The following is an 11003-nucleotide window of genomic DNA, read 5'->3' as shown; positions in this document are numbered from 1 at the left end:
GTCCCGCCAAGCCGCGGGCCCCTTTCCCGCAGGGTTGCGGGTCACGCTGGGAGTCCCCATGGCCTTGGTAGAACTCACCTTCCCCTCGCGCAATGAGCGCGACACCATTCAGGCGTGGATCTACACGCCCGCCCGGCCCGCCCGGGCCGTGGTGCAGTTGGTGCACGGGCTCGGCGAGCATTCGCGCCGCTACCTGCGCCTCATCAGTGCGCTGCTGGATCAGGGCTTTGCGGTCGCCGCGGATGATCACGCTGGGCATGGCCGGACGGCGGCCCAGTCGGGGGTGTGGCAGGACGCCGGCCCGGACGCGGCCGCCGTGGTGGTCGCTGACGAGCAAACGCTGCGCGCCAAGGTGCGCCAGCTGTATCCGGACCTGCCGTACGTGATGTTTGGGCACTCGTGGGGGTCCATGATCGCGCGGCAGGTGGCCGCCGAGTCCTCGGAGGAGTTTGACGGCCTGATCCTGGGTGGGATTGCCGCGCAGATTCGCGGGATTGATGCGGTGCTTGACCGCGAGGCGCTCGCGGCAGAAGGCGATCCGGAGGCGGATGCCAGCGGCTACCTCGGCGATGTGTTCGCCGGATTTGTGGAGCGCTATGAGGAGGGGGCCTTCCCGACCGCGTGGGTGGCCCGGGATGAGGGGGTTGTCCGCGACCATGCGGCAGACCCGCTGAACAACTTTGGGGCGCCCATGACCGTGCGCTTCATGCAGGGATTTGTGGGGCTGTACGACGCGGCCAACGGCGCGGGTTTCTACAGCTCCTTGCGGCCTGATCTGCCGATCATGATCCTTGCGGGGGGAGATGACCCTGTGGCCAATTACGGCGAGGGCGCCTTCCACGTGGCCAACCGCCTGGTGCTCAGCGGGCACCGCGACGTGGCCACCCACGTCTACTCCGGATACCGCCACGAGGTGCACAACGAACCGGAGATTCGCGACGATGTGGCCGGCAAGATCATCGACTTCGTGAACCGCGTGGCCGGCTGATCACCGCGTCAGGCCGGGGCGGGGCTTGGGTGCTTGGGGAACACGAAGCTGTTCAAGGCCCACCACCGAAAGAGCGTGGCAAGGACCGTACCGATGATGGGTCCGGACACAAAGTCCGCCACCTCTTGGCTCAGGACTGACACCAGCGGGTAGTGGAATCCGAGCACCCACCTGGACACATACAGGGGTGCCGTATTGATGGCGATGGCCACGGCGGCCACGGCAACAAAGAGCGTCATCTGGATGCGCTTCCTGCGGGCCGCGTTGCGCCCCTGGAAGGTAAATTGCCGGGTCAACACGAAGGAGACGATGGTCGCGACCACGTTGGCGATCAGGAACGCCAGGGTGGGGTTTGAGCCGAGGATGGTGAGCTTGAGCGCGTAATTGATCGCGAGGGTGACCAGAAAGCAGAACCCACCCACGCCGATGAATCGCACTAAGCGCGAGAGCCCGTCGCTGCTGGAGGCAATCCTGAGGGCCCAGCCCCGTTTCCCATCTGGCATGGGCAGCAATCGTAGCGGAACGGCGATCTGGCGGGCATCCAGTGCAAGCTGTGAGGAGCCGCCGATACTCCGCTGCCCATGGCCATAGGTCAGCACTCACTGTATGGTCAGCCTATGCTGACCCTTGCCTCCCGGCTCGACGCCATGAACCGGTTGGGCCGCGCCATGGCGGATCCCACCCGCTCCCGCATCCTGCTGCAGCTCCTTGAGGCCCCGGGATACCCTGCCCAGCTGGCCCGGGATCTGGAGTTGACGCGCACCAATGTCTCCAACCACCTGGCGTGCCTGCGCGGCTGCGGCATCGTGATTGCGCAGCCCGAGGGCCGCCAGACGCGCTACGAGATCGCAGATCCTCACCTCACGACGGCGCTGACCGGGCTAGTGCAGACCACCCTCGCCGTGGACCAGTCAGCCCCGTGCCAGGACCCGGCCTGCACCGTCCCCGGTTGTTGCGACACCGGAGACCGCTCGTGACGGGGCCAACCCTGGCTCCCGAGCGCGCCAGCGTACTCAAGAAGCGCATCAGAATCGTGGTGGGCATCACCATCGCATGGAACGTGATCGAGGCCGTGATCGCATTGATCGCCGGGGGCCTGGCGTCCTCGGCAGCGCTGATCGGCTTTGGGCTGGACTCGATCGTTGAGGTGCTCTCCGCGGCGGCCGTGGCCTGGCAATTCGCCTCTCCCGAGCCGGAGAAAAGGGAGCGGCTCGCGCTGAAGCTCATCGCGGTGTCCTTCTTCGCGTTGGCCGCCTACGTGAGCGTGGACGCGGCACTTTCCCTCTTCGGCCTGCGCGAGCCGGAGCATTCTCCCGTCGGCATTGCCCTGGCGGCCCTGAGCCTGCTCGTCATGCCGTTCTTGAGCTGGTTCGAACGCCGGACCGGCCGGGAGCTTGGCTCCGCCTCCGCCATCGCGGACTCCAAGCAGACGCTCATCTGCGCCTATTTGTCCGCGGCCCTCCTGGTGGGCTTGCTGCTCAACAGCCTGTTCGGCTGGGCATGGGCGGATTCGGTTGCCGCGCTCGTCATCGTGGGCTTTGCGATCCGCGAAGGCCTCGAGGCGTGGCGCGGTGATGCCTGCTGCGCGGTGCCGATGGCGCTGCTGACCGGAGAACGCGACTCAGCCGCTGGTTTCGACGACGGTTGCGACGACGGCTGCTGCGCGCCTGCCGCGGCCAGCGCGCCCGCGTCGAAACCGGCGACCAAAAGCCCCTAGAAACGACAAAACTGGTCGTGAGTCCCCCAAGAACCACACGACCAGCTACGCCGAAGCATGACGCACCCATCCCCTCCCAAGACTGGATACAAAAACACATTATCGAATGCCCTGCGCGAAGGTCAAGGAAGTGTCCCCGCGCTCCACAACCACAGCCCGGTACCGTGATCCCATGAGCCTGACCCCTGCGGATTTCACCCTTACCACTGCACCACTCTCCGAGCTGGACGGCCTGACCTGGAACGCGATGGCACGCCTGCGCCAGGACGTGTTTGTGGTGGAACAGGACTGCGCCTACCCGGACCTGGACGGGCGGGATGAGGAGGCCACCACGCTGCACCTGTGGGCCGCAGCACCGGACGGCACGGTCGCGGCCACCCTGCGCATCCTGCATGAGGACCAGGGGCGGGCCAGGCGCATTGGACGCGTGGCCACCGCCCAAGAGTGGCGGGGCAACGGGCTCATGGGCCATCTCCTAGAAACCGCCATCAGCCGCTGCGGCGGGCTGCCCATAGAACTGGAGGCCCAGTCCCACCTGCAGGCGTGGTATGAGCGCTTCGGTTTTGAGCGCGTGGGTGAGGAGTTCCTGGAGGACGGGATCCTCCACGTCCCCATGCGCAAGGGCTGAGACCGGGCCCAGCGGCGTAGGGTGACGAGCATCAGGCGGAGTGTTCTCCGCCACACTCCAGTGCACCGAGGAGTACCCGATGGAACGCATGATCTTCGTCAATTTGCCCGTGGCCCAATTGGACGTGGCAGACCAGTTTTATGGGGGCCTTGGCTTCACCAAGAACGCCGCCTTCTCCAACAGCCTGGCCAGCGCGTGGGAAATCCACGAGAACATCTGGGTGATGCTCCTGTCCAAGAGCTTCTTCTCCACGTTCTTGCGAGACGGCGAGCAGCCCGGCTTCCCCCGCGGAACCCAGCAAAAGCTCAACTCCCTCTCTGCGGAGAGCCCGGCCGCGGTGGACGCGTTTATGGCGGCAGCCGCCACGCACGGTGGCCGCGTCTACCGCCCCGCGGTCAATGAGATGCCCGGAATGTATGGCGGCGCGGTCAAGGATCCGGACGGGCACGTGTGGGAAATCATGTGGATGGACATGGACGCCGCTACCGCCACGGATTCGCCGGAGGGATCCTCCGCGGAGGGCCAGGAGTAGGCCCGCCCTCCCGGCGCGGCCAGCGCCTGGCCGGTAGGCTTCCGGCGTGAGCAACCAGAGCCTGACCCTGCGCCGCATCTCCTCCGACGAGCACAGCCGCTTCCTGAGCACGCTGCCAGGAGTGAGCATCCTTCAGCGCCCGGAATGGGCCCAGGTGAAGGGCGAGTGGCGCGGCGAATCGCTGGGATGGTTTGACGGCCAGGCGCAGGTGGGCGCCGCGCTGGTGCTGCACCGCGCCGCCCCGATCATCGGCCGCACACTGGCGTACGTCCCGGACGGGCCGGTCATCGACTTTGCCGCGTACCCGGCCGCGCAGGTCCTGAGCCAGCTCACCGCGCACCTGAAGAAGAACGGCGCCTTTGCCCTGCGCGTTGGCCCTGCAGCGGACCGGACCGTGTGGAGCGCCATCGACGTGCGCAAGGCCATGGGTGCCGGCGTGCTCAAGGAACTCTGGGAGTTGGATCCCGCCCGCCGCTTCCCCGAGGGCGAGCAGCTGGATGCCGCCCTGGCGCAGGCCGGTTTCTCCCGCCTGGATGCCGGGCTGGACTTTGCCGCCGGCCAGCCGGAGTATGTGGCCCGCGTTCCCCTGGTCACCCCGGAGGGCGCACCCCTGGATATTGATCAGGTGCTGGCCCTCTTCTCCCAGAGTGCGCGCCGCGAGACCCGGCAGTCCCTCAAGGCCGATCTGCAGATCGAGGTTGGCACCACCGCGGACATGGCCCGCTTCCACGCCCTCTACGCCACCACCGCGGATCGCCAGGAGTTCACCGGCCGCCCGCTCTCCTACTTCGAGAACCTGCATTCCTCCCTCAACGCCGCCGTCCCCGGTTCCTGCGTGCTCTACTTCGCCAGCCACGAGGGCCAGGACCTGGCCACCGCGGTGCGCATCCGCTCCGGCAACCTCTCCTGGTACCTCTACGGCGCCTCTGGCAACGAGCACCGCAAGCTCAACGCCCCCAAGGCGCTGCAACACCGGATGCTCGCGGACGCCATCGACGAGGGTTGCATCTACCTTGACCAGGGCGGCGTGACCCCCACCCTGCAGCGCGGCGAGGCCCACGGCGGCCTCTCCTACTTCAAGACCTCCATGGGCTGCGACGTGGTGCGCACCCTGGGCGAATGGGAAATTCCCCTCAGCAAGCCGCTGGCCTGGGGCTTCCAGAAGTACATGGACTTCCGCGCGCGCCGCTGACGGCGGCGCTGTACCGAGCGTCGTCGAGCACAGGGTTGCCGCACGCCGCGGCGCTGGGCGTGCAGCCTGCACACCCGGTGCCCGACGCCGCGTGGTCCGGTTCTGGCGGCCCGGTCACGCGGGCACGGGGTCGGGTCCGCTAGGCTCGTGGCCCATGGACGTCCCCGTTGCGCAGCCGTTTGTTCCCGTCCTCCTTGGCGGAGACATTGGCACCTATTCCCTGGCCCGCGAGTTCCACGAGGCGTACGGTGCGGTGTCCGTGGTGGTACCCGCCGGGCCCAATGGCGTGATTGATCATTCGGTGGCCATCCAGCTGGCCCCGAGCGGCTCCATGACGGATGAAAATGCGCTGATCAACCATCTAGTGGACCTGGGCACGCGTCTGACCGCACAGGGGCCGCGGCCGTTGTTGCTGCTGGGCTCCCTTGACCTGCATGTCACCTTCCTGGCCCGGCACAAGGCCCGCCTTGAACCGCTCTTCACCGTGCCGTATCCGGACGAGGCCACCGTGGAGGCCGCGGCCCTGAAGCAGAACTTCTACCGGCTGTGCCAGGAACTGGGCCTGGCCCATCCCACCACCGTGGTGGTGGATCCGCTCTTGGGCCCGGATCAGCTCCCGGAGCAGCTGCCCTTCCCCCTGATTGGCAAGCCCGCGGACTCCTCCGACTGGGTCAACGCCCAGTTCCAGGGCAAGCTCAAGGTCCACACGCTGCCGGACCGCGCGGCGCTGGTGGCCCTCATGGAAAAGCTGGTGGATTCCGGCTACACCGCGCCGTTCATTCTGCAGGAGATGATCCCGGGCGGGGACGAGCAGATGCGCCTGTGCACCTTCTTCTCTGATCGCTCCGGGCGCGTGAGGTTTGCCGGGTATGGCGAGGTGGTGGTGGAGGAGCACTCCCCCAAGGTGCTGGGCAACTCGGCCGGGATCGTCACGGCCACCGAGCCTTCCGTCGTGGAGGCCGGGCGCCGCATTCTCACCACGCTTGGCTGGACCGGCTTCTCCATGGTGGATGCCAAGCTGGACCCCAGGGACGGGCAGATCAAGCTCTTTGAGGTGAACCCCCGTCTGGGTCGCAACCACTTCTACCTCACCGCAGCCGGCGCCAATCCGGTGCGCATGTATGTGCGGGAGTGGCTGGGGCCGCAGTATGACGACTCCGAGCTGAGCCAGACTGTTGCCCCGCTGGATGCGGCCGGGACGCAGGTCTTGGGCGTCGAGCATCTGTATACCGTTCTGCCGCATGGCCTGCTCAAGTCCCTGGCCCGCGGCCCCGTGGGCGCCAAGGCGGTCACGCTGCTGCGCCAGCGCAAGGTCTCCAATCCGCTCAAGTACCGGGCGGAACGGCACCCGCGCCGCCTGGTGTACGTGGTGCTTTCCTTGGTGAATCATCGCCGCAAGTTCAAGGCCTTCCCGCCGCGCGGCTGACGCCCCTCACCCTCGCGGCGATATACCCCCTCGCGGTACTTGCGGTTTACCCCTAGGGGGTATACATTGGTGGCATGAGCGAGACGATCACTGCCCCAGACACCAACGCGGGCCACGGCTACGCCCCGGATAAGGAGGCGCTGCTCAAGCGCCTGCGCCGCATCGAGGGGCAGGTGCGCGGCATTGCCCGCATGGTGGATGAGGACACGTACTGTATCGACATCCTCACGCAGGTCTCTGCCGTGAACGCCGCCCTCCACAAGGTCTCCCTTGGCCTGGTGCAGGGCCACATTGGGCACTGCGTCGTGGATGCGGCGCGCGAATCCGCGGAGACCGGGGATCCCACCATCGTGGCAGACAAGGTGGAAGAGGCCTCAGCGGCCATCGGTCGCCTGCTGCGCTGACCGCCTGCCGCGCAGCGCACCTGACGCCGCACCGCAGCAACGGTCCGCAGCGCAGCACCGCCCCTTCATGTTTCTCCCCGAGCGGCCCGCCCGCGAGGAGAGTTCCTCCGGCGCGCCCTCAGGGGACGGTCGGAAGCAGTCCCGCTACACCCTTCACGCTTCACGCTTCACCCAACCCAACCCAACCCAAGAAAGAGGCACACCATGAGCGCCAACACCGCCAGCACCAACACCATCAACATCTCCGGCATGACCTGCGGCCACTGCGTCATGAGCGTCACGGAGGAGATCGAATCCCTGCCCGGCGTCACCGGCGTGGACGTGAACCTGGTCGCCGGTGGGCTGAGCACCGCCACCGTGAGCTCGGACCGGGAGATCACCACCGCGGAGCTCTCCGAGGCGGTGGCCGAGGCCGGCTACGCCGTCGTCGCCGACAACGCCTAAACCCCCACAGCGCCCCCCGGAAGCACCCCCTCGGCCGCACCACCGGCCGCACCCGTCAAGGAGATGAGCACCGTGAGCACACGCTCAGATACGCCCGCCGGCCCGGCGCTTGGCGCCCTGGATAGCCCAGTGGCGCGCGGTAGCCGCGTGGTGGAGTTCGACATCCAGGGCATGACCTGCGCGTCCTGCGTGGGGCGGATTGAGCGCAAACTCTCCAAGGTGGAGGGCGTGGAGGCCAGCGTGAACCTGGCCCTGGAGTCCGCCAAGGTCAGCGCACCGGAGGGCATCAGCGACCAGCAGCTCATGGACGTGGTCCAGGCCGCCGGGTACGTCGCCGTGCCCAAGCGCCGCGACTCCGCGCAGGACAGCGGCGATACCAGCGCCCCGGAGCGGGGCGATCACCTCTTTGCGCGCTTCCTGGTCGCCGCGATCCTGACCGTTCCGGTGCTGCTCATCTCTATGGTGCCCGGCGCGCAGTTCCCGCACTGGGGCTGGTGGGCCGCCGCGCTTTCCCTCCCGGTGGTGACGTGGGCGGCCTGGCCGTTCCACCGCGCGGCGGCGGTCAACGCCCGCCACGGCGCGTCCACCATGGACACGCTGGTGTCCATCGGCGTGATCGCGGCGTACGCGTTCTCGCTGGTCCAGATGATCGTGGACCCGGCACTCACGGCGCACGCCATGTGGGGCCATCCCATGCCCATGACGGATCACCAGCTCTACTTTGAGGTGGCCGCAGTGGTCACCACGTTCCTGCTGCTTGGCCGCTGGTTGGAACACCGCGCCCGCCGCACCGCCGCTGACGCGCTGCGCTCGCTGCTGGAGTTGGGAGCCAAGACGGCAACCCTGATCGCCAGCGACGGTTCGGCCACTCAGGTGCCCGCCGCCTCGCTTGTCGCCGGGGATCTGATTGAGGTGCGCCCCGGCGAGAAGATTGCGGCGGACGGCGTGGTGGAATCCGGTTCCTCCGCCGTGGACGCCTCCGTGATCACGGGAGAATCCCTGCCCGTGGAGGTCAGCACGGGCTCCGTCGTCACCGGCGCCACCATCAATACCTCCGGGCGCCTGCTGGTGCGGGTCTCCCGCGTTGGCGAGGACTCCACCCTGGCCTCCATGGGACGCATGATCTCTGAGGCGCAGACGCACAAGGCGCCCATCACGCGCCTGGCGGACCGGATCTCCGCGGTCTTTGTTCCCATTGTGCTGGTCCTGGCCGTGGCCACGTTCCTGGTCTGGTGGTTGGCCGTGGGAGACATCCGCGGGGGCTTTGTTGCCGCGGTGACCGTGCTGGTGATCGCCTGCCCGTGTGCCCTTGGCCTGGCCACGCCCGTTGCGCTCGTCGCCGGGACCGGCCGCGGCTCGCAGCTGGGCATCCTGCTCTCCGGGCCGCAGGCGCTGGAAGAGGCGCGCGGCGTGGACGTGGTGGTGCTGGATAAGACCGGCACGCTGACCGAGGGGCGCATGGCGCTGGCGGCGGTTTCCGTCGCCACACCGGACGGCGCGGCGTTGCCCGCCGGCCTCTCACGTGAGGACGCTCTGCGACTGGCCGGCTCGGCGGAGGCCGGCTCCGAGCACCCGATTGCCCGGGCCATCGCCGACGCCGCCGACGCTGCCGGGGCCGCAGGGGCCGCCGGGGCCGCAGAAGGCGCGGAAGGCGGGCCGAGTGCCTCAGGCGACCGCGCGGCGTCGGGCACATCGCTGAGCGTCTTGCCCGCCGCCACCGACTTTGTCTCCGCGGCAGGCGGCGGCGTGGCCGCGACCGTGGAGGGGCGCCGCGTGGTGCTCGGCAAGGCCGACTGGCTGCGCGCATCCGGGGTGCACATCCCGGAGGCGGGCCAGGGCCTGCTGGCTGCGGCCGAGGCGGGCGGCGCCACCGCCGTGTACCTGGGCGTGGATGGGGCGCTGGCCGCCGTGCTGTCCGTGACGGACACGGTGAAGGCCAGCTCCGCGGAGGGCATCAGCCAGCTGCGCGCCCTTGGCGTCACGCCGTGGCTGCTGACCGGGGACAACGCCTCGGTCGCGGCCACCGTGGCGGCGGAGGTGGGCATCTCCCCGGAGAACGTGATCGCCGGGGTGTTACCGGACGGCAAGGTGGCGCAGATCCGCGCGCTGCAGGCGGCCGGGCACCGGGTGGCGATGGTGGGCGACGGCGTGAACGACGCCCCAGCGCTGGCTGCCGCTGACCTGGGGCTGGCCATGGGATCCGGCACGGACGTGGCCCGCCAGAGCGCGGATATTGAGCTGATGGGCTCCTCCGTGACGCAGGTGGCCCAGGCCCTTGGCCTGTCCCGCGCCACGCTGAAGATCATCCGCCAGAACCTGTTCTGGGCGTTCTCCTACAACGTCCTTGGCATCCCGGTCGCGGCGCTTGGCCTGCTCAACCCCATGATCGCGGGGGCGGCCATGGCGGCGTCGTCCGTGATTGTGGTGACCAACGCGCTGCGGCTGCGGCGCTGGGGCAAGTGACACCACCGCTCGCATTCGCCGTCAGGGCGTGGGTGGGGCAACATGGGGCAATGACCTCCATGGATGACGCGCAGGAGCTGCCGGCCCTGCCCCTACCCACCTGGTTTGGCGGCGAACCCATCCCGGGCGTTGACCCGGACCTTCACCCCACACGGCGTGGGGCATGTTTGAGGTCATCGAGGAGGACGGCGCGCTCAACTGGCTAGAGCGCACCACCCCCGGCTACGACGTCGAGGCACTGCTGGCGCAGCTCAGCGGCTACCTGGGAGACATTGAGCGCACCGATCGATGGACGCCCGCGTTCCCCGAGCCGTTGGATGTCATGGAGAACCACGAGGCGGAGGAAACCGGCCTGGACGAGCGCTTTGCCGCGCTCACCTTCCATGGCTTGCGTCCGGATGACCGGCTCACCGGCCGATACGTCTTTATGGTCATTGGTGAGCGCGCGGACGGCGACCACGAATCCGAGGTGGACCTGCGCTCCCCCGGCCTGGCTGGCCCGGAGCTGGAGGGGATCCTGCGCCTGGCGCAGATGCGCTTCACCGAGTCCCTCTCCTGGGGTGACGTGGGCGCCCTCCCCGCGGAGCAGGTGGATGATGATTTCCCGGTGGACAACTCCACCCTGGGCCAGATGCTGGCCGGCTGGGGCGTGCCCCGCCTCCCCGCTGACGTCTCCTTTGGCTTTGCCTGGGCGGCACTGGAGTTGGAGGACGAGGACGGGCTGACCACCTGGGTGGAGCGCCTGGCCGGGGACTTTGACTCGGCCCGCCTGGCCAGCGCGCTCCTGCTCTCCATTGACCGTCTGCAGTCCCTGCTGATGAGCGAATGGGACACCCCGGATGAGCGCCCACGCGGGGCCAGCCTCCCGGACGATGAAGACGACGGCGAGGACGCCGACACCGAGGTCAGCCCCGTGAGCCACGACGGCCCCCTCCCCGTGGCCCTGGCCCAGCTGGGCTGCCGCGCCGTCCCGGCGGGATGGCGCATCCGCCGGGGCATGATCTACGCGCCGGGCCTGGATCGCGAGGGGCATTCGCGCCTCTACCGCGCATACTCCGCGGCGCCGGAGAGCGGCGTGCCTGCACCGTACGTGAACGACTACGAGGAATTGGGCCTGCTGCGCAGCGCCTTGCGTTCCCTGCTGGACTAAGCCCGCCCGGAAGAGATCCGAACGGCGGAAGCGCTCGGGACGGAGAGCCAGCAAAGGCC

12 protein-coding genes are annotated in these 11003 nt (G+C 68.5%); 11 read left to right on the top strand and 1 reads right to left on the bottom strand.

All coding sequences use genetic code 11. The features are described 5' to 3' along the window. Positions 1–58: 58 nt before the first annotated feature. Entirely contained in the window at positions 59–988 is a 930-nt protein-coding gene (locus DWQ67_RS08915; protein ID WP_121485263.1) for an alpha/beta fold hydrolase, read from the top strand. 8 nt (positions 989–996) lie between these two features. On the opposite strand, the gene DWQ67_RS08910 is transcribed toward DWQ67_RS08915, so the two are convergent. Continuing rightward, positions 997–1491, bottom strand: coding sequence for a GtrA family protein (locus tag DWQ67_RS08910; RefSeq protein ID WP_147433655.1), 495 nt, complete (start codon positions 1489–1491; stop codon positions 997–999). Between the two features lie 114 nt (positions 1492–1605). Between DWQ67_RS08910 and cmtR the strand changes: the two genes are divergently transcribed. From cmtR to DWQ67_RS08860, 10 genes are all read left to right on the top strand, one after another. Next, complete coding sequence (gene cmtR, locus DWQ67_RS08905) at positions 1606–1965, top strand: Cd(II)/Pb(II)-sensing metalloregulatory transcriptional regulator CmtR (RefSeq protein ID WP_121485261.1); 360 nt, start codon at positions 1606–1608, stop codon at positions 1963–1965. Beyond that, complete coding sequence (locus tag DWQ67_RS08900; RefSeq protein WP_121485260.1) at positions 1962–2705, top strand: cation diffusion facilitator family transporter; 744 nt, start codon at positions 1962–1964, stop codon at positions 2703–2705. The genes cmtR and DWQ67_RS08900 overlap by 4 nt, the downstream gene beginning before the upstream one ends. A gap of 172 nt (positions 2706–2877) precedes the next feature. Next, the gene (locus DWQ67_RS08895; protein ID WP_121485452.1) at positions 2878–3333 is read left to right on the top strand and encodes a GNAT family N-acetyltransferase; all 456 of its coding nucleotides are present in this window, start codon (positions 2878–2880) and stop codon (positions 3331–3333) included. A 79-nt stretch (positions 3334–3412) separates the two neighbouring features. After that, entirely contained in the window at positions 3413–3865 is a 453-nt protein-coding gene (locus tag DWQ67_RS08890; protein WP_121485259.1) for a VOC family protein, read from the top strand. 46 nt (positions 3866–3911) lie between these two features. Next, complete coding sequence (locus DWQ67_RS08885) at positions 3912–5057, top strand: lipid II:glycine glycyltransferase FemX (protein ID WP_121485258.1); 1146 nt, start codon at positions 3912–3914, stop codon at positions 5055–5057. Positions 5058–5211: 154 nt separating this feature from the next. Continuing rightward, positions 5212–6483: a carboxylate--amine ligase gene (locus DWQ67_RS08880; protein WP_121485257.1), complete on the top strand. Its 1272-nt coding sequence runs from the start codon at positions 5212–5214 to the stop codon at positions 6481–6483. Between the two features lie 74 nt (positions 6484–6557). Then, a complete protein-coding gene (locus DWQ67_RS08875; RefSeq protein ID WP_121485256.1) occupies positions 6558–6887 on the top strand; it encodes a metal-sensitive transcriptional regulator in 330 nt (109 codons plus the stop codon). Positions 6888–7091: 204 nt separating this feature from the next. Continuing rightward, the gene (locus tag DWQ67_RS08870; protein ID WP_121485255.1) at positions 7092–7331 is read left to right on the top strand and encodes a heavy-metal-associated domain-containing protein; all 240 of its coding nucleotides are present in this window, start codon (positions 7092–7094) and stop codon (positions 7329–7331) included. 63 nt (positions 7332–7394) lie between these two features. Continuing rightward, positions 7395–9794 (top strand): heavy metal translocating P-type ATPase, encoded by a 2400-nt coding sequence (locus DWQ67_RS08865; RefSeq protein ID WP_121485254.1) that lies wholly within the window; start codon positions 7395–7397, stop codon positions 9792–9794. A 163-nt stretch (positions 9795–9957) separates the two neighbouring features. Continuing rightward, positions 9958–10944, top strand: coding sequence for a hypothetical protein (locus DWQ67_RS08860; RefSeq protein ID WP_121485253.1), 987 nt, complete (start codon positions 9958–9960; stop codon positions 10942–10944). The last annotated feature ends 59 nt before the right edge of the window (positions 10945–11003 follow it).

The organism is Galactobacter caseinivorans, from assembly GCF_003640665.1.
GTDB lineage: Bacteria > Actinomycetota > Actinomycetes > Actinomycetales > Micrococcaceae > Galactobacter > Galactobacter caseinivorans.
Note: the sequence above shows the minus strand (reverse complement) of the source record. Positions and strands in the feature narration are given on the sequence as shown.

Bases quoted from the DNA above. Each gene is read 5' to 3' on its own strand.
- DWQ67_RS08915 (WP_121485263.1), top strand. From the start codon at position 59: ATGGCCTTGGTAGAACTCACCTTCCCCTCGCGCAATGAGCGCGACACC.
- DWQ67_RS08910 (WP_147433655.1), bottom strand. From the start codon at position 1,491: ATGCCAGATGGGAAACGGGGCTGGGCCCTCAGGATTGCCTCCAGCAGC.
- cmtR (WP_121485261.1), top strand. From the start codon at position 1,606: ATGCTGACCCTTGCCTCCCGGCTCGACGCCATGAACCGGTTGGGCCGC.
- DWQ67_RS08895 (WP_121485452.1), top strand. From the start codon at position 2,878: ATGAGCCTGACCCCTGCGGATTTCACCCTTACCACTGCACCACTCTCC.
- DWQ67_RS08890 (WP_121485259.1), top strand. From the start codon at position 3,413: ATGGAACGCATGATCTTCGTCAATTTGCCCGTGGCCCAATTGGACGTG.
- DWQ67_RS08880 (WP_121485257.1), top strand. From the start codon at position 5,212: ATGGACGTCCCCGTTGCGCAGCCGTTTGTTCCCGTCCTCCTTGGCGGA.
- DWQ67_RS08875 (WP_121485256.1), top strand. From the start codon at position 6,558: ATGAGCGAGACGATCACTGCCCCAGACACCAACGCGGGCCACGGCTAC.
- DWQ67_RS08870 (WP_121485255.1), top strand. From the start codon at position 7,092: ATGAGCGCCAACACCGCCAGCACCAACACCATCAACATCTCCGGCATG.
- DWQ67_RS08865 (WP_121485254.1), top strand. From the start codon at position 7,395: ATGAGCACCGTGAGCACACGCTCAGATACGCCCGCCGGCCCGGCGCTT.
- DWQ67_RS08860 (WP_121485253.1), top strand. From the start codon at position 9,958: ATGTTTGAGGTCATCGAGGAGGACGGCGCGCTCAACTGGCTAGAGCGC.